The sequence below is a fragment of the Leifsonia sp. T36S-04 genome (assembly GCF_042465655.1).
In the GTDB taxonomy this organism is placed as follows: domain Bacteria; phylum Actinomycetota; class Actinomycetes; order Actinomycetales; family Microbacteriaceae; genus Leifsonia.
This window is the reverse complement of the sequence record NZ_CP146286.1, coordinates 1765835-1783733: the sequence shown is the minus strand read 5'-3', so window position 1 is coordinate 1783733 and position 17899 is coordinate 1765835. Positions and strand designations below refer to the sequence as shown.

The window sequence follows — 17899 nt, the reverse complement described above, 5'->3', positions numbered from 1 at the left end:
TGCTGGAGGGGTGAACCTGTCCGCCGCCATCGACGAGTACGAGCGCCACCTCCGTATCGAACGTGGCTACTCGCCTCAGACGGTGCGTGCGTACCGGTCGGACCTGTCGGCGCTCGCCGCGTTCGCACGGGGACGCGGCATCGGCTCGCCGGACGACCTGACGCTCGACGTGTACCGGGACTGGCTGTGGGACGCTTCACAGCGCGGGCTGGCGAAGTCGACGCTGGCCCGTCGGTCCGCCTCCGCGCGGGGTTTCAGCGCCTGGCTCGCCCGATCAAGTGCGACCACAGCCGACGACGGCCGCGGAATCGACGGCAGTGCCGGGTCTGAGACGACTCACGGCGCAACCGACGCGGCCGCCCGGCTGCGAGCACCGAAGGCCGACAAGACTCTGCCGAGGGTCATCACGCGCGAGCAGATCGATGGCATCCTGGAGCAGCTCGCCGTGCGGGCGGGGGAGGGCGACGCTGGTTCCCTTCGCGATGTCGCCGTCGTCGAGCTGCTCTACGCTGCGGGGATCCGCGTCTCCGAGCTCACCGGGCTCGATGTGGACGACGTGGATCTCGACCGGCTGACCGTCCGCGTCGTGGGCAAAGGCTCCAAGGAACGTGTGGTCCCGTTCGGGGTGCCGGCGCTTCGTGCAATCCGCGCATGGCTCGCCGCCGGGCGCCCGCTGCTCACCACACGTGCCTCCGGGCCGGCGCTCTTCCTCGGCTCGCGCGGCGGGCGGCTCGGCACCCGTGCGGTCTACGACCTCGTTGCCGGGCTGCTGGCGGATGTGCCCGGTCGAGGACCATCCGGTCCACATGCACTCCGTCACACGGCGGCGACTCACCTGCTCGACGGGGGAGCGGACCTGAGGGCGGTGCAGGAACTTCTGGGCCACGCCAGCCTCGGCACCACCCAGATCTACACGCACGTCTCCACCGAGCGTCTCAAAGAGGCCTACAAGATCGCCCACCCGCGCGCCTAGCGCGACCCGCGCTTGGCGCGACCTGCGCTTGGCGCGACCTGCGCTTGGCGCGACCTGCGCTTGGCGCGACCCGCGCTTGACGCGACCCGCGCCTGACGCGACCCGCGCCTGGCGCGCCTGGCGTGGTCCCGCTGCGTCCGACCCACGCGAGATTTGCGCCAAATCCCGGTTATCGCGTGCTCATAACCGCGATTTGGCACAAATCTCGGCCCGCTGAACGCGACCCGCCGCGCCGAGCGCGACCTCGCGACCGATGCGCCTGGTGCGAGCCGCGCGACCTGCAGCTCTGGCGCAACCGACGCGCCTGGCGCGACCGGCGCGTCTGGCGCAACCGACGCGCAAGCGTGACCGGCGCGCCCAGAGCGACCGGCGCCTTGCGCGACCCGCCCCGCTGAGCGTCACCCGCCACCACAGGCGCGTGTCGCGCGCTCGGCGCGCCTGTCGCCATCCCGCGACCGGCGCGCCGAGCGCGTCCCGCCATGACCGGCGCGCCTAGCGCGACCGCCGGCGCGCCCGGCGTGGTCCTGCTGCCGCGTCCGACCGCACACAAGATTTGCGCCAAATCCCGGTTATGAGCACGCCATAACCTCTATTTGGCGCAAATCGTCGCGCGTACGGCACGACGGGCGTCAGCGGCCCGCCAGGGGGAGCAGCACCGCGGGGGGAACCCTGCCGAAGAACAGCAAGGGCGACACATACTCGCCCTCCACGCGGACGCCGACGTGCACGCAGGTTCCGTCGCAGTGGCCGCCGGCGGCGACCGCGCCGACAACCGCGCCGCGCCCGACGACGGCGCCGACCGGCAGCTCCGAGGTGACAGGTTCGTAGCTCGACAGCACCCCGCCCCCGTGATCCAGCGTCAGCACAGGCCTGTCGACGACCACCCCCGAGAACCGCACGACCGCGTCATCCGGCGCCGCGACGGTCGCCCCGGGCAGCGCGGCGAGGTCGATGCCCCGGTGTCCCGCCGCGTACCGCGTCGCGGGGGCGGCGTACGCTCCCGTCAGCACATGAGACGGGAGCGGCCAGGCCCAGCCGCCTCCCCCCGGGATCGCAGACCGTTCCGTCGCTGCGACCGCTCTGCCGCCGTCGCCCGCGCCGCTGAGAAGGGCGGCCACCGTCAGGGCCACCGCCAGCGACCGCACGATCGCGAGCGGGCGCCGACCGACGTCGCCCATCCAGGAGCGAGCGTGCCGCATCCGGAACTCCTTTCACGTGAGGGGACCACTGCATCCACCCTGTCGGCCGATTTCGCAGTGGGCATCGTGGTCGCGCGATCGGTGGAGAGGGAACCCCCAACCGGGCTGGGGACAGCAGTCGAGCAAAACGGTTTCCCCCGGCCACTTCGCGGCGTAGCGTGTGGTTCGCCCTCGTGGCGCCCTCTGCGGGCGGCGCGAACACCGGGGCGAGTACAACCGAAAAGGGATGACATGACTGAAGAACGCAGGAATCCGAGCGCGACGGCCGACGAGCAGGCACCCCTACCGACAGCGAAGATGCGCAGGCGCGTGACCGGGCTGGCGATCGCGGCAGCGGTCGGCGGCTTCCTCTTCGGATTCGACTCGTCCGTCATCAACGGAGCGGTCGACTCGATCCAGCACAACTTCGGCCTGAACGCGATCATCACCGGTTTCATCGTCGCTATCGCCCTGCTCGGCTGCGCCGTCGGTGCCTTCATCGCGGGCCGTCTGGCCGACCGCTGGGGCCGCCTCAAGGTCATGCTGCTCGGCGCGGGACTCTTCCTCATCAGCTCGATCGGCGCCGGGCTCGCGTTCTCGGCCTGGGACCTGGGCCTGTGGCGCATCGTGGGTGGTCTGGGCATCGGCATCGCCTCGGTCGTCGCCCCGGCGTACATCGCCGAGATCTCGCCGCGGCAGTCGCGCGGACGTCTCGCCTCGCTGCAGCAGCTCGCGATCACGATCGGTATCTTCGTCGCACTCCTGTCCGACGCGCTGCTCGCCGGGATCGCCGGCTCGGCCGCGAGCCAGCTCTGGCTGGGGCTCGAGGCGTGGCGGTGGATGTTCCTGGTCGGCGTCATCCCGTCCGTCGTCTACGGGATCCTGGCCCTGCGGCTGCCGGAATCGCCGCGTTATCTCCTCGCCAACGGGCGCCACGACGAGGCCCGCGCCATCTTCCAGACGCTTGTGCCGGAAGGTGACATCGACCGGCAGATCGGTGACATCGAGAATGCGATCAAGGAGGACCGCGAGGGCGCGAAGGCGACGCTCGCGGGGAACCGTTTCGGGCTGAAGCCGATCGTGTGGATCGGCATCATCCTGTCCGTCTTCCAGCAGTTCGTCGGTATCAACGTGATCTTCTACTACTCGACGACGCTGTGGCAGGCGGTCGGCTTCACCGAGAAGAACTCGCTCCTGATCACGGTGATCACCTCCGTCACCAACGTCGTCGTCACCATCGTCGCGATCCTGCTCGTCGACCGCGTCGGCCGGCGGCCGATCATGCTCACCGGCTCCGTCGGCATGGCGCTCTCCCTCGGGATCATGGCGCTCTCGTTCACGTTCGCCGACAAGCACGGCTCCGCCGTCAGCCTCCCGAACCCGTGGGGGCCCATCGCTCTCGTCGCCGCCAATGCGTTCGTCGTGTTCTTCGGCGCGTCCTGGGGCCCGCTGGTCTGGGTCCTGCTGGGCGAGATCTTCCCCAGCCGGATCCGCGGAAAGGCGCTCGGCGTGGCAGCCGCCGCGCAGTGGATCGCGAACTTCCTGGTGACGATCTCGTTCCCGCCGATGGCGGACTTCTCGCTCCCGTTCACCTACGGCATGTACGCGGTCTTCGCGGCGCTGTCGTTCTTCTTCGTGTTCTTCAAGATCCCCGAGACGAACGGCATGGCGCTGGAGCAGGCCGAGACCCTGTTCAAGAACGCGGGCAACCGTGCCAGAGGTCCGCAGGTGCGGTCCAGCGGCGACTCGGCGTAGCCCCTTTCCTGCTAAGCTGTCTGGAGCACTCCGCTCGTCGGGGTGACTACGCGTGCCCACAATCTAGGCAGAGCTTCTCCGCCGAGACGTTTCCTCACCGAAACGGCATGCGCATCCACCGGTCTCCCTTCCACCCCACGGTTCCATCGTGCGGCGGAGGGGTGCGGATGTGCGCGCGGGGCACCAGGAGTGGCGGCCGTCGGCCGTCGCAGACAACCGCAAACAAAAGGAGAACGGCAATGGCCGTCGTAACCATGCGCCAGCTGCTCGACAGCGGCGTCCACTTCGGACACCAGACCCGCCGCTGGAACCCGAAGATGAAGCGCTTCATCCTCACCGAGCGCTCGGGCAGCTACATCATCGACCTGCAGCAGTCGCTCGCGTACATCGACAAGACGTACGACTTCGTCCGCGAGACGGTCGCCCACGGCGGCACCATCCTCTTCGTCGGCACCAAGAAGCAGGCCCAGCAGGCGATCGCCGAGCAGGCGACCCGCGTCGGCCAGCCCTACGTCAACCAGCGCTGGCTGGGCGGTCTGCTGACCAACTTCCAGACCGTGTCCAAGCGCCTCGCCCGCATGAAGGAGCTCGAGGAGCTCGACTTCGAGGGCACCACCAGCGGCTTCACCAAGAAGGAGCTGCTGATCAAGAAGCGCGAGCTCGACAAGCTCCACAAGTCGCTGGGCGGCATCCGCAACCTGTCGAAGACCCCGAGCGCGCTCTGGGTGGTCGACACCAAGAAGGAGCACCTCGCGATCGACGAGGCCAAGAAGCTGGGCATCCCGGTCATCGGCATCCTCGACACGAACTGCGACCCGGACGAGGTCCAGTACCCGATCCCGGGCAACGACGACGCCATCCGCTCCGTCACGCTGCTGACCCGCATCGTCGCCGACGCGGCGGCCGAGGGCCTCATCCAGCGTCACCAGAAGCCCGAGGACGGCGCCGAGCCCGCTGAGCCGCTCGCGGCGTGGGAGCAGGAGCTCCTGCAGGGCACCGACGAGGTGCAGTCGAGCGCCGAGACCACCAAGGCGGCCGACGCCGACCTGGCCGAGGCGAAGGCCGATTCGGCCGAGCTCATCGCCGAGGGTGAGGCCGACGCCGTCGAGGCCGAGGCGACCGAGGCCGAGACGGCCGATGTCGTCGCCGAGGTCGAGGGCGAGGCGGACGCTGCGGCCGACGCCGAGTCCAAGTAGTCCGCCTCCAACAACAGTCTTCGAGACAGAAGGTTCCAGTCAGAACATGGCAAACATCAGCATCGCCGACATCAAGGCTCTTCGTGAGCAGCTCGGCACCGGCATGGTCGACACCAAGAAGGCGCTCGAGGAGGCCGATGGCAACATCGAGAAGGCCACCGAGATCCTGCGCCTGAAGGGTGCGAAGGGCAACGCCAAGCGCGCGGACCGCTCCACCAGCGAGGGCCTCGTCACCGCCAAGGAGAACGGCAACGGCACCGCCACGATGATCGAGCTCGCCTGCGAGACCGACTTCGTCGCGAAGGGTGACAAGTTCGTCGCCCTGGCCGAGAAGGTGCTCGACGCGGCCGCCGCCGCGGGCGCCACCACAGTGGAGGAGGCCCTTGCGGCCGCCGCCGGCAGCCAGACCGTCGCCGAGCTTATCGGTGACGAGGCCGCCATCCTCGGCGAGAAGGTCGAGCTCCGCCGCATCGCCGTCGTGAACGGCGAGCACTTCGCGATCTACCTGCACAAGACCTCCAAGGACCTGCCCCCGCAGGTCGGTGTCGTGCTCGGCTACGCCGGCGACGACGCGGAGACCGCCCGCAGCATCGCGCAGCACATCTCGTTCGCGAACCCGACCTACCTCACCCGCGAGGACGTCCCGGCCGAAGAGGTCGAGAACGAGCGTCGCATCGTCGAGGAGATCTCGCGCAACGAGGGCAAGCCGGAGGCCGCGCTCCCGAAGATCATCGAGGGCCGCCTCGGCGCCTACTTCAAGCAGGTCGCCCTGCTCGAGCAGGAGTACGCCCGCGACAACAAGCAGACGATCAGCCAGGTGCTGAAGGACGCGGGTCTCACCGTGTCCGGCTTCGCCCGGTTCAAGGTCGGCGCGTAGCAGACGATGAAGGAGTCCGGATCGTGACAACGATCCGGACTCCTTTTCTGTGCGCGGCACCCACTAGCTTTAACCAGAACCACCGACGGAAGGACGTTGATCACGCATGACGGCAGACAACAAGAGACGCAGGGTCCTTCTGAAACTGTCCGGTGAGGCGTTCGGCGGCGGTCAGCTCGGGGTGAACCCCGACATCGTCAGCGGCATCGCCCGCGAGATCGCCCAGGCGGCTCAGGATGTCGAGATCGCGATCGTCGTCGGCGGCGGCAATTTCTTCCGGGGCGCCGAGCTCTCGCAGCGCGGAATGGACCGGGGACGCGCCGACTACATGGGCATGCTCGGCACGGTCATGAACTCGCTCGCCCTGCAGGACTTCCTCGAGCAGGCGGGCGCCGAGACGCGCGTCCAGTCGGCGATTTCGATGACCCAGGTCGCCGAGCCGTACATCCCGCGCCGCGCGGAGCGTCACCTCGAGAAGGGGCGCGTCGTCATCTTCGGCGCGGGCGCGGGCCTGCCCTACTTCTCCACCGACACCGTCGCTGCGCAGCGTGCCCTGGAGATCAGCGCAGACGTCGTCCTCGTCGCCAAGAACGGCGTCGACGGTATGTACGACGACGACCCCCGCACCAACCCGGACGCCCGCAAGATCGACCAGATCTCGCACCAGGAGGCGCTGCAGCAGAACCTCAAGGCGGTCGACTCGACCGCACTGAGCCTCTGCATGGACAACGGAATGCCGATGCGCATCTTCGGCATCGAGCCGGCGGGCAACGTGACGGCCGCCCTCCTCGGCGCCGAGATCGGGACTCTGCTCGGCTGACGCCGGGCGGCAGCGCAATAGACTAGACACCGACCCACCGATCTGAAGGAGACACCGTGATCGCGGATGTGATTTCCGATGCCCGCCAGCGTATGAGCAAGACCGTCGACGCGGCGAAGGAGGAATTCGGCACCGTGAGCGCGGGCCGCGCCAACCCGGCGCTCTTCCAGAAGGTCCTGGTCGACTACTACGGTTCGCCCACGCCGCTCGCTCAGCTGGCGGGGTTGCAGAACCCCGAGGCGCGCGTGCTGCTGGTCACGCCGTACGACAAGTCGGCGCTCAAGGACATCGAGCGTGCCATCGTCACCATGCCGAACCTCTCGGCCAACGTCGGCAACGACGGCGAGATCGTCCGCGTCACGCTGCCCGAGCTGACGGAGGATCGCCGCAAGGAGTTCGTGAAGATCGTCCGCGGCAAGGGCGAAGACGCGAAGGTCGCTCTGCGCAACATCCGTCGCAAGGCGAAGGACGACCTCGACGCGCTCAAGGGCGAGGTCGGCGACGACGAGGTGTCGCGCGGCGAGAAGGAACTCGAGACCTTGACGCGCACGCACGTCGACGCCGTCGATGAGGCGTTGAAGCGCAAGGAAGCCGAACTCCTCGAGGTCTAGCCGATGAGCGACGACAGCAGTTCCGGTCCGCCGATCCCGCCGGTCGCGGCAACGCCGCCCGGGAGAGTGCCGGGGCCGGACGAGTCGGCTCGGCGGGCCAAGCCGCGTTCGCGCGAGGAGTTGCGTGCGCAGGTGCAGGCGACCCGCGCCGACTTCGAGCGTCAGGTCCAGGTGCGCAAGGCGCAGCTCGACGCGACCAATGAGCGCATCGCCGAGCGCACGGGCCGTAACTTGATCCTCGCGACCGTGATCGGACTCGTCGTCGGCGCTCTGGTCGTCGTGAGCCTGATCTTCATCAAGGAGCTGTTCCTCGTCTTCGGGATGGCGATGGTCGGCTTCGCCGCCTTCGAGCTCGCTCAGGCCTTCCGCGGTTCCGGTCGACGCGTTCCGCGCATCGCCACGGTGGTCGCCGCCGTCGGCATCGTTCCGGCGACGTTCTTCTTCCATGCGGGCGGTCAGCTGGTCGCTCTCTCTGCCGGAATCGTCCTGATCGTCGTCTGGCGCCTGGTGGAGGAGGCGGCCGTGCCCTCGGCCCGTCGCGGCGCGCGCGCGCTCGGGGTGGACGTGCTGTGGTCCGTGTTCGTCCAGCTGTACGTGACGCTGCTCGGCAGCTTCGCGATCCTCCTGCTGGCCGAGCAGGGCGGCGAATGGTGGGTGCTCGCGTTCCTGATCCTCGTGGTGTCGGTCGACACCGGCGCCTATGTCAGCGGGCTGTCGTGGGGCAAGCACCCGATGGCGCCCACGATCAGCCCCAAGAAGACCTGGGAAGGCTTCGCCGGAGCCGCGGCGGCCGCGATCATCGCGGGCATCCTGCTCTCCGTCTTCATGATCGGCGAGCCGTGGTGGTTCGGCGTCGTCTTCGGCGTCGTCATCCTGCTCACCGCGACCGCGGGCGACCTGGCAGAGTCGCTGATCAAGCGCGATCTGGGGATCAAGGACATGAGCTCGTGGCTCCCGGGGCACGGCGGCTTCCTGGATCGTCTCGACTCGATCCTTCCGTCCGCTGCGGCCACGTACGTGCTGTTCCTGATCTTCCGATGAAAGAATGACCGAGTGACCACCTTTCCCCGCACCTCCACGTCCGCGAAGGGCTACGACGTCGAGCAGGTGGATGAGTTCCTCGCGACCGCCCGCCGCTCGTACGACGGCGACGAAACGGCTCCGGATCTCACCGCGGCCGACATCCGTCACACCGCCTTCGCGATGATGAAGGGCGGCTACTCCACCACTCACGTCGACGCGGCGCTGGAGCGGCTGGAGGACGCGTTCGCGGCCCGCGAGCGGGAGGCCGCACGCGCCAGGCAGGGCGATGCCGCCTGGTTCGAGGAGGCGCGCACCACGGCCCAGGTCGTGCTGAACCGCCTCGATCGCCCGCTGGGGCACCGTTTCGAGCGCGTCAGCTTCCTGACTCTCGGGTACAACCGCAACGATGTCGACCGGTTCGCGAACCGGCTGGTGCGGTACTTCCAGGACGGCAGGCCGATGAGCGTCGAGGAGGTCCGGACGGTCACATTCGGCGAGCAGCGCGGAGGCTACCGGGAGGTGCAGGTCGATCTTCTGCTCGACAGCGTCACCGATGTCATGCTGGCGGTTCGCTGAGTGCGGGGGCGGAATCTTGGGTTTTCGACCGATCTCCGTTATCGTTCTGTGATCGTGGGTAGACGAGAAGAAGCAGCAGCAGAGCTCGTGCCGCTGACTCCGGCCAACCCGGTCGGCGTCGCATTCAAGCGGGCGCGGCGTCCGCACATCCGGTCGCGCGCAGCGGTGTGGGGTTTCGCCTTCACCGCCGCCGTCGGTTTCGCCCTGGTCAACGTGGTCGATCCGTTCTCCGGTACGACCACGACGCCGGCCTACGCCGAGGCGATGCAGAGCATCCCCACCACCCAGCGCTACGACAGCGCCGATTCCCAGAACCTCACGGCTCCGGACTCTGCGGCCCTGACCATCACGCGCGACGCGGTGACCGTCAAGGACAAGCCGAAGCCCCCGCCACCGCCGCCTCCCGCGCCGACCCCCTCGGCGAAGAAGTCGTCCGGCGGCAGTGCCCCGACGGCGCCCATCCCGAGCCCCGGTACCGCGAAAGACATCGCCTACCAGATGATGCAGGCGCGCGGCTGGGGCGACGACCAGTGGGGCTGCCTCGACCAGCTGTGGGCCCGCGAGTCCGGCTGGCGTGTGAACGCCTCCAACCCCAGCGGGGCCTACGGCATCCCGCAGGCGCTTCCCGGCAGCAAGATGGGCCCCGGATGGGAGACGGACGCGTCGGTCCAGATCAACTGGGGACTCGGGTATGTCGGCGGCCGTTACGGTACTCCGTGCGGCGCGTGGGCGCACTCGGAGGCAGTCGGCTGGTATTGACCCCGGGTAGTGACCCGCGGGTGCTGACCTAGACTTGTTGCATGCCGCGCTCGAACCGTCCCCGAAGCCGTCCCGGCGGGGCACGGGACGACGAGCCCGACAGCCTTGACCGCTTGCTGGCCGGTTGGCGACGCACGGAGAACCGCCGCGGCGTCAGCTGGAACGTCCAGCCGGTGTCGGCCGTCCAAGCGCAGAAGACGTATGTCTGCCCGGGATGCGGGCGCGACATCGCGCCGGGAACCTCGCACGTCGTCACGTGGCGAGCCGACGGTGTCCTCGGCGACACCGCGGACCTGGAAGCGCGCAGGCACTGGCACGAGTCCTGTTGGAGGATCGCATGAGCACGGACAGCACGACGGTCGAGGTCCGCGGTGGGGTGGAGCTTCCCGCTCGCCGCGAGGACGTCGAGCTGCGCACCCGCGACGGACTGACTCTGGTGGGCGAGCTGGCCAGTCCGCTCGATCGCGTACCCGTGGCCACGCTCGTCACTCTCCATCCGCTGCCGACGGCTGGCGGCTTCATGGATTCGCACATCCTGCGCAAGGCGGCGGCCCGGCTCCCCGCGCTGGCCGACATCGCGGTGCTCCGGTTCAACACCCGCGGAACGGCGTCGCCCCGTGGACGCAGCCAAGGCTCGTTCGACGAGGGCGTGGGGGAGCGCTACGACGTGGAGGCCGCCATGGCCTTCGTCGCCGAGCGCGGCCTGCCGCATCCGTGGCTGCTGGGCTGGTCGTTCGGCACCGAGCTCGCGCTCATGCACGGCCGTGAACTCCCCGTCGACGGCGTCATCCTGCTCTCTCCGCCCCTGCACCGCGCACAGCCGAGGCATCTCGCGGCCTGGGCGGGGGACAGCCGCCCGATCGTCGCCCTCATCCCGGAGCTCGACGATTACCTGCGACCGGCGGAGGCGCAGGAGCGCTTCGCCCCGCTGCCCCAGATCGATCTGGTGAACGTCGAGGGCGGAAAGCACCTGTGGGTGGGCGAGAACCAGACCCGCCGCGTGCTGACCGAGATCGTGCAGCGGCTCAACCCGTCGGCCCTCCCGCTGCCCACGGAGTGGCCGCCGCCCGCCGCCTAGAGCTCGTTCTGCCGGGGGATGACGACCTGCTTCACGATGAGCAGGATGGCCGCCGCGAACGGGATGGCGACCAGCGCGCCGAGGATGCCCAGCAACGTGCCCCCGGCGAGTGCCGCGACGACCACGAGTGCGCCCGGGACCGAGACGGCCCGGTTCATGATGCGCGGGCTGAGGACGTACGCCTCCACCTGCATGTACACGAGGTAATAGATCGCGGCCGTGATCGCCGTCGGCGGCCCGGAGAGGAAGCAGACGGCGACGATGATCACGGAGCCCGTGATGGTTCCGACGAGCGGGATCAGCGAGAAGAAGAACGCGATCGACGCGAGCAGGATGGGGAACTTCGCGCCGATCACCGTCAGGAAGATGGCGCTCAGCACACCGTTCACCAGAGCGAGCGACACCTGGCCCATGACGTACTTTCCGACGGAGTCGGTGATCTGGTCGCCCAGGTCGGCGAAGCGTGCCCGGCGCGAGGCGGGCACCAGCTGGTAGGCGGAACGCTTGATGCTCGGCAGGGAGGCCGTGAAGTAGATCGTCAGGATGACGACGATGATGACTCCGAAGAGGCCCTGCACGATCCCGACACCGGTCTGCAGCACCTTCGAGGTGATGTCGGGCAGGTTCTTCTGCAGCCACTGCGTCACCGCGTCGATGTTCTGCTGGTTGACGATCGACGGGAACTGGTGCTGCAGGCTGAGGAACCAGTCCTCGGCGCCGCCGTTGTTCACCCACGAGATGGTGTTGTTGACCAGCTGGCTGGCCTGATCCACCGCGACCGGGACGATCGCCCAGATCAAGCCGATGAAGGCCCCGATGATGATCACGAGTGCCACGGTGAGCGCCAGCCACCGCGGGAAGCGCCGGCGCTCCAGGAACGAGATCAGCGGCTCGATGCCGAGCGCGAGGAAGAGTGCAGCGCCGATGTAGGTGATGATCGTCGCCAGGCTGACCACAGCGCTGAGGATGAGGATCCCGAGCCCGACACCGAGGGTTCCGATGAGGCCGAGGCGGAACGGGTTCTGGATCTTCACGTGCGTCCCCCTGGGATCATTCGCGGTCGGCGGTCACCTTCTCAGCCTGCTGCAGGACGCCCCGGAGGTTCTCGAAGTACCCGGCCACGGCCTCACGCTCGATCCTAATCTGCGTGAGACGCTCCTCGGCGTCCGCCACGAGGCGCAGCGTACGCTCTTCCGTCTCGGCCAGCAGAGCGGCGGAGCGCTCCTCGGCGTCCGCGATGACCGCGGCGGCCGTCTCCTCCGCCTTCTTGCGCGCCTCGGTCACGGTGCGTCGCGACTCCGCTTCGAAGGCCTCCGCCTCGGACCGGGCCTGCGCGGTGCGCTTGACCGCCTCCGCGAGCTGGAGGTTCGCCTCGTCGAGGTACTTCTGGGTCTGGGCGACGGCCTCCTGGTGGCGGGCCAGGTACTCCTTCTCGGCCTCGTCGCGACGTGCGCGCAGCTCGACGTCGAGGTCGATGCGAGCCTGCTCCAGCTCGCGCGTGCGCGCATCCACTTCTTCGAGGGTGGTGGTGCGCAGCGTGGTCAACTCGGTGTCGAGGGCGGCGCGGGAGGCTGCCGCCTCCTGCTCGAAGGCGGCGGTGCGCTCGGCGAGTTCGGCGTCCAGCGCCGTTCGGGCCGCGGCGACATCGCGGGCGAGTTCCGCCCGGGCCTCCGCCGTCTCCTTCTCCAGTGCGACGCGGGTCTGCTGGGCCTCGTCGGCCAGAGCGACGCGGGTGCGCTCGGCATCGCGCTCCAGCTCGAGCCGCTGCTGCTCGCGCTGATCGGCGAGCTCGTTCTCGGTGGACTCGCGGCGGTCGGTCAGTTCGGCGGTGGTGCTCCGCACGTCCTCCGCGAGCCGGCTCCTGGTCTGCTCCGACTCGGCGGCGAGCGCGCTCTTCGTCTGTGCGACCTCGGCCGCCAGCGCCTTCGTGGTCTGCTCGACCTCGGCCGCGAGGGCCGACTTCGTTGTGGTGACCTCGGCCTCCAGCGCGGACCGGGTCTGCTCCACCTCGGCTGCCAGCTCCGTCGTCGTCTGCTCGACCTCGGCGGCCAGCTGGGACTGCGTGCGCTCCACCTCGTCGGCGAGCGCCGCTTTGGTGGTGGCGACCTCGGTCTCGAGCGCCTTCTTGGTCTGCTCGACCTCGGCGGCGAGGGCGCCCTTTGTAGTGGTGACCTCGGTCTCCAGCGCGGAGCGGGTCTGCTCCACCTCCGCGGCCAGGCGCGACGTAGTCGACTCGACCTCCGCGGCGAGCCGCGCGCGCTCTGCCGCGAGCTCCGCCTCGACGGCGCTGCGCTCGCGGGCGATCTGGTCGGCGAGCGCAGTACGGGCGGAATCCACCTCTGTGGCCAGCTCGGCGCGAAGATCTGCGGCCTCGGCGTCGAGTTCGCGGCGCTGGCGCTCGGCCTCCGCCGCGAGCCGCGCACGCGTCTGCTCGACGTCGGCCGCGAGTTCGCTGGCCGTCTGCTCGCGGTCGGCGACGAGCTGAGCGGCGGTCGCGGCTCGGTCGGCCTCGAGAGCCGCGCGCGTCTCCGTCGTCTCCTTCTCGAGCGTGGTGCGCGTCTGCAGGGTGTCGTTCGCAAGCTGGGCGGAGGTGCGCTCCACCTCCTCGGCGAGCGCGGAGCGGGTCGTGGTGACGTCGTTCTCGAGTGCCGCGCGAGTGGAGGTGACCTCGTTCTCCAGCGCCGACTTCGTGGTCGTGACCTCCGTCTGCAATTCGGACTTCGTCCGTGCGACCTCCTCCGTGAGTGCGGAGCGGGTCCGGATGACCTCGTCGGCGAGTTCGGCCTTGGTGCGCTCCACTTCGTCGGCGAGGGCGCTCCGAGTGGAGGTCACGTCGGCATCGAGCGCAGAGCGCGCCTGCTCGACCTCGGCGGCGAGCGCGGTCTTGGTCTGCTCGACCTCTGCGGCCAGCGACTTGGTGGTCTGCTCGACCTCGGTCGCGAGGGCGAGACGGCGGGTCTTCTCCTCGTTCTCGAGGTCGGCCCGGGTCTGGGCGACGGCTGCGGCCAGTTCGGAGCGCTGCCCCTCCACCTCGGCTGCGAGATCGGCGCGCGCCTGGGCGGCCTCGGCGGCGAGCTCGTTGCGGGTCCGGGTCTCGTCGGCCGCGAGGCGGTCGGCCGTCTCGGCGACGCGACGCTCCAGTTCGAGGCGCGTCTGCGCGGCTTCGCGCTCGAAGGCGGCGCGGTCGTCCGCGAGGGCGTTCTCCAGTTCGGCCCGGCGCGTGGCGATGGTGCGGTCGAGCTCGGCGGCTTCGGCCCGGGCGGCTTCCGCTTCGCGGGAGGCGACGGCTTTGAGCTCGGCGGCCTCGCGGTCGGCCTCGGCGCGGACGGCGGCGGCCTCGCGCTTGCTGGTGGCGCGCAGCTCGGCGGCTTCTGTGGCCACCGCACCGCGGATGGCGGCGGCCTCGCGCATCGCGTCGTTGAGCAGGGTCTCTTTGTCGGCGCGCGTCTTGGTCAGCAGCTCGCCCGATTCGATCTGCGCGTCCTCGAGCAGAGTGGTGGCACGCGCCTGAGCATCGGCGAGGATGCGCTCGGCCTGCGCGGCCGCGGCCTTCTTCACCTTTTCGATCTCGGCGGCGACGCCGGCGCGGAGCTTCTCCGCGTCGATGTCGGCCTGCGCGATCAGGCGCGTCGACTGCTCCTCGGCGACGCGGAGGGTGGTCTCCAGCTTGGTGCCGAGGCCGGCGTAGGTGGGGCTGCCGACCTCCTCGATCTCGGCGTTGAGGTCTTCGATCCTCGCCTGGAGGCGCTTGATCTCCTTGGCCGAATCGGACGCCTGCGTGTTCGACTTGATCAGCTCGCGGCGGAGCTCCTGCAGAGCCTTGTCGACCTCGTCCTTGTCGTAGCCGCGGAAAGCTTGGGTGAAGGTGGATTCGTCGGTGGCCACTGTTGTTTGCTCCTGGGGGATTCTTCGGGTCGACCCGCCGCACGCGTGCCGGGTCGATCCTACAATTTGCTGTCTGCGCCCGCACTGGGGGCTGCACAGCCGTCCAGGCAAGGGTTAGCTGCCTTTCAGGGAGGTCGGGTATCGTCGTGTGACTGTGCCCGCCCCCGAACTTCGGCACATGAGGAGTCCTGCTTGCGTTTCGTACTCGCTATCGTCGCGTTCGTCGTCGCTGCCGTCATGATCGTGGCCGGCATCGCACAGCGCACTGTTTTCGCGCCGCCGAGCCATGTCGAGGCCGCCGCGACGGTGTCCGGAGACCCGCGCTACCTGGTGATCGACGGCACGGCGCTCAACGCGCATCCCGGGCAGCAGACCCTCACCGTCTCGGACGCTCCGCAGGGCGCCAAGCCCGTCGTGGCTTACGGCCGTACAGCGGACGTGAAGGCGTGGCTCGGCGATCAGAAGTACGTCGCAGTCCGCTATCAGAAGGCGACCAGCACGCTCGCGACGAAGACGATCACGCCCAAGCCCACCGCGACGGCCACGGAGGGCGACGACTCCGCAGCGGCCGCCACGGCGACCCCCACCCCCACCCCGGCACCGACAGCGTCGGCGGCGGCGGGCACCCCCACTCCAGCCGCCGTCGGCCCCAACCCGGCCGGCTCAGACCTCTGGCTCGAGGAGTTCGACGGCGCAGCGGCACAGGTGACGCGCATGAACATCCCCGACGACGTCAGCGTCATCGTGGCGTCCGACGGGCAGAAGGCCGCGCCGTCGCGGGTGGCGGTCACCTGGCCGGTCGACTCGAGCACGCCGTGGGCGTTCCCGCTCATCATCGGGGGCCTTATCCTGCTCGTCATCGGGATCGCCCTGTACCTCTGGGGCCTCTACACGCACCGCCGCTCGCGCGGTCCGCGCCGCAAGAGCGGTCCGAAGATGCCCAAGCTGCCCAAGGCCCCGAAGTACAAGCCGACCGCGATGATCGAGACCACGCCGCGCGGCCGTCGATCGACCCGCCGGGCGCGTGTCATGCTCCCGGCCGCACTCGCCGGTGCGCTCGCGCTGACGGGCTGCACCGCGGGGACGGATGCCGCTACGACGCCGTCCAAGAGCTCCACTCCGCTCGTCACCGAGGCGCCGAACGCGGCGGATCAGCTGCCGCCGGCCGTCACCGTCCCGCAGCTCCAGCGCATCGTGAAGCGGATCTCCGACTCGGCGGCGCAGGCCGACGCCCAGGCCAGCCCCGACCTGGCGAAGGCGCGGTTCACCGGGCCGGCCCTCCAGTTGCGCACGGCCAACTACGCCATCCGTGCGAAGAAGACCGATGAGCCTGCGCTGCCCGCCATCCCCGCGAGCCCGATCGTGCTGTCTCTGCCGCAGGCCACCGACGCGTGGCCGCGCACGGTCGCCGCGGTGATCGAGAGCCCCAAGGACGCGAAGGGCAACGCCCAGGCGCCGATCGCGCTCACGATGGTGCAGCAGACACCGCGTGACAACTACCAGGTCGAGTACGCCATCGCGCTCGAGCCGAAGGCGAAGGTGCCCAACCTGGCGCCTGCCAGCATCGGCTCCGCCGTGGTGCCGCCGGATTCGAAGCTCCTTGCGCTCGCGCCGGAGAAGCTCTCCGCTGCGTACGGCGATGTGCTCATGAACGGCGACAACAGCCAGTACGCCAGCCTGTTCAACGCCGAGGGCGACACGTTGCGTACGCAGGTGGGCGCCGACTGGAAGGCGAAGCAGAAGGCCGCTGTCCCCGCGACCGCATCGCTGACCTTCACGACCGGCCCCGGTCCGGGCAAGGACGTCGCGATGGCGACCAACGACTCCGGTGCCATCGTCTGGACCGACCTCCAGGAGTCCCAGGTGCTCAAGGTCGTCGAGGCCGGTGCAGAGGTCAGCGCCGGAGCGACGGCAGCGGCCCTGAGCGGCGCGGCCACGTCGAAGACGGGCATCCAGTCCGACTTCGGCTACCAGCTCGCGTTCTACGTGCCGCCGGCCGGCTCGAATGCGAAGATCACGCTCCTCGGTTTCGCCCAGGGCATGGTCTCCGCCTCGCAGATCCCGTAGGGGCGGCAGCGACGCGAGTATCGTTGATTCTTGTGCCGATCGCGCCACGCCGCACGAATCTGGAGGATCAATGAGCAACGTCCCGCCCCCGCCCACCAACCTGCGCGGAGCCATCGACTTGTCCTCGCTCGTCAACCGGCCCGACCCGGCGGCCGCCGCCTCGGGGCAGCCGGCGGCCGGCGAGCTGACGCTGCCGAGCCTGTACTTCGAGGGTACGGACGCCAACTTCAACGACTTCATCGACCTCTCGATGCGGGTGCCCGTGCTGGTCGATCTCGGTACCGAGCGGTCCGAGCAGTGGAAGCAGTTCTCGCCCCTGCTCGAGCGCGTCGTCGGCAGCTACGCCGGACGCCTGGTGCTGGTCAGGATCGACGTGGATGCGAACCCGCAGCTCACGCAGGCCTTCCAGGCGCAGGCGGTCCCGACGGTCGCGGCGCTCATCGGCGGCCGCCCGGTCCAGCTCTTCGCCGGTGTCGTGCCGGAGGAGCAGGTGCGCGAGGTCATCGAGCAGCTGCTCCAGCTGGCCGCGCAGAACGGTGTGACGGACACGGTGGCGGTCGAGGGAGGCGCAGCCCCCGAGGGGGAGCCCGGCGCTCCTGCGGAGCCCGCCCCCGAGCCGCCGCTGCCTCCGCTGCACGCCGAGGCGTTCGACGCCATCGACCGCGGAGACTACGAGGGCGCGATCCGGGCCTACCGCACGGCGATCGCCCAGGACCCACGCGACACCATGGCTGCGGCCGGACTGGCGCAGGTGAGCCTCCTGGCCCGGTTGAGCGGGCACACGGCCGATGAGCTCCGCGCGGGAGCCGCGGAGGCACCCGGAGACGCTCACGCCCAGCTCGGAGTGGCAGACCTCGACATCTCCGGCGGTCACGTCGAGGACGCCTTCGACCGCCTCCTGAGCCTGTTCCCGACGCTCGACGCCGAGCGGAAGGATGAGGTGCGCACCCGAATGCTCGAGTATTTCGAGATCCTGGGCGCGGACGACCCGCGTGTGGGCAAGGCCAGGGCTAGGCTGGCGTCGCTGCTGTACTGAGCCCGCCCTCCGGACGGCCGTCGGCGGCGATCCTCGCCCGCCTCACCGTTCAGGAGTGATCGCGC

Annotated in this window: 16 protein-coding genes; 13 read left to right on the top strand and 3 right to left on the bottom strand. The window is 69.6% G+C overall.

The genetic code is table 11. From position 1 onward, the window contains the following. Positions 1–10: 10 nt before the first annotated feature. A complete protein-coding gene (locus P3F85_RS08655; RefSeq protein WP_374010827.1) occupies positions 11–973 on the top strand; it encodes a tyrosine recombinase XerC in 963 nt (320 codons plus the stop codon). 629 nt (positions 974–1602) lie between these two features. Here P3F85_RS08655 and P3F85_RS08650 read toward each other — a convergent pair. Continuing rightward, positions 1603–2172: a peptidoglycan DD-metalloendopeptidase family protein gene (locus P3F85_RS08650; protein ID WP_374010826.1), complete on the bottom strand. Its 570-nt coding sequence runs from the start codon at positions 2170–2172 to the stop codon at positions 1603–1605. 297 nt (positions 2173–2469) lie between these two features. Between P3F85_RS08650 and P3F85_RS08645 the strand changes: the two genes are divergently transcribed. The 10 genes from P3F85_RS08645 (at position 2470) to P3F85_RS08600 (ending at position 10846) form a co-directional block, all read left to right on the top strand. Beyond that, entirely contained in the window at positions 2470–3906 is a 1437-nt protein-coding gene (locus tag P3F85_RS08645) for a sugar porter family MFS transporter (RefSeq protein WP_374010902.1), read from the top strand. A gap of 239 nt (positions 3907–4145) precedes the next feature. Then, a complete protein-coding gene (gene rpsB, locus P3F85_RS08640) occupies positions 4146–5102 on the top strand; it encodes a 30S ribosomal protein S2 (RefSeq protein ID WP_374010825.1) in 957 nt (318 codons plus the stop codon). 46 nt (positions 5103–5148) lie between these two features. After that, positions 5149–5979 (top strand): translation elongation factor Ts, encoded by an 831-nt coding sequence (gene tsf / locus P3F85_RS08635; RefSeq protein ID WP_374010824.1) that lies wholly within the window; start codon positions 5149–5151, stop codon positions 5977–5979. Between the two features lie 106 nt (positions 5980–6085). Continuing rightward, positions 6086–6799: a UMP kinase gene (pyrH, locus tag P3F85_RS08630; RefSeq protein ID WP_374010823.1), complete on the top strand. Its 714-nt coding sequence runs from the start codon at positions 6086–6088 to the stop codon at positions 6797–6799. Positions 6800–6855: 56 nt separating this feature from the next. Continuing rightward, complete coding sequence (gene frr, locus P3F85_RS08625) at positions 6856–7410, top strand: ribosome recycling factor (RefSeq protein ID WP_374010822.1); 555 nt, start codon at positions 6856–6858, stop codon at positions 7408–7410. A gap of 3 nt (positions 7411–7413) precedes the next feature. Next, a complete protein-coding gene (locus P3F85_RS08620) occupies positions 7414–8451 on the top strand; it encodes a phosphatidate cytidylyltransferase (protein WP_374010821.1) in 1038 nt (345 codons plus the stop codon). 12 nt (positions 8452–8463) lie between these two features. Continuing rightward, the gene (locus tag P3F85_RS08615; RefSeq protein WP_374010820.1) at positions 8464–9009 is read left to right on the top strand and encodes a DivIVA domain-containing protein; all 546 of its coding nucleotides are present in this window, start codon (positions 8464–8466) and stop codon (positions 9007–9009) included. A gap of 54 nt (positions 9010–9063) precedes the next feature. Beyond that, positions 9064–9768 (top strand): lytic transglycosylase domain-containing protein, encoded by a 705-nt coding sequence (locus P3F85_RS08610; RefSeq protein ID WP_374010819.1) that lies wholly within the window; start codon positions 9064–9066, stop codon positions 9766–9768. 41 nt (positions 9769–9809) lie between these two features. After that, positions 9810–10109 (top strand): hypothetical protein, encoded by a 300-nt coding sequence (locus P3F85_RS08605; protein WP_374010818.1) that lies wholly within the window; start codon positions 9810–9812, stop codon positions 10107–10109. Continuing rightward, on the top strand, positions 10106–10846 hold the full coding sequence (locus tag P3F85_RS08600) for an alpha/beta hydrolase (RefSeq protein ID WP_374010817.1): 741 nt from the start codon (positions 10106–10108) through the stop codon (positions 10844–10846). Before P3F85_RS08605 ends, P3F85_RS08600 begins: the two co-directional genes overlap by 4 nt. Here P3F85_RS08600 and P3F85_RS08595 read toward each other — a convergent pair. Both P3F85_RS08595 and P3F85_RS08590 read right to left on the bottom strand, forming a co-directional pair. Next, complete coding sequence (locus tag P3F85_RS08595; RefSeq protein ID WP_374010816.1) at positions 10843–11880, bottom strand: AI-2E family transporter; 1038 nt, start codon at positions 11878–11880, stop codon at positions 10843–10845. The genes P3F85_RS08600 and P3F85_RS08595 overlap by 4 nt on opposite strands. A 16-nt stretch (positions 11881–11896) precedes the next feature. Then, entirely contained in the window at positions 11897–14731 is a 2835-nt protein-coding gene (locus tag P3F85_RS08590) for a DivIVA domain-containing protein (protein WP_374010815.1), read from the bottom strand. A gap of 192 nt (positions 14732–14923) precedes the next feature. Between P3F85_RS08590 and P3F85_RS08585 the strand changes: the two genes are divergently transcribed. Both P3F85_RS08585 and P3F85_RS08580 read left to right on the top strand, forming a co-directional pair. Beyond that, on the top strand, positions 14924–16798 hold the full coding sequence (locus P3F85_RS08585) for a hypothetical protein (RefSeq protein WP_374010814.1): 1875 nt from the start codon (positions 14924–14926) through the stop codon (positions 16796–16798). 70 nt (positions 16799–16868) lie between these two features. After that, positions 16869–17834: a tetratricopeptide repeat protein gene (locus P3F85_RS08580; RefSeq protein ID WP_374010813.1), complete on the top strand. Its 966-nt coding sequence runs from the start codon at positions 16869–16871 to the stop codon at positions 17832–17834. Positions 17835–17899: the final 65 nt, after the last annotated feature.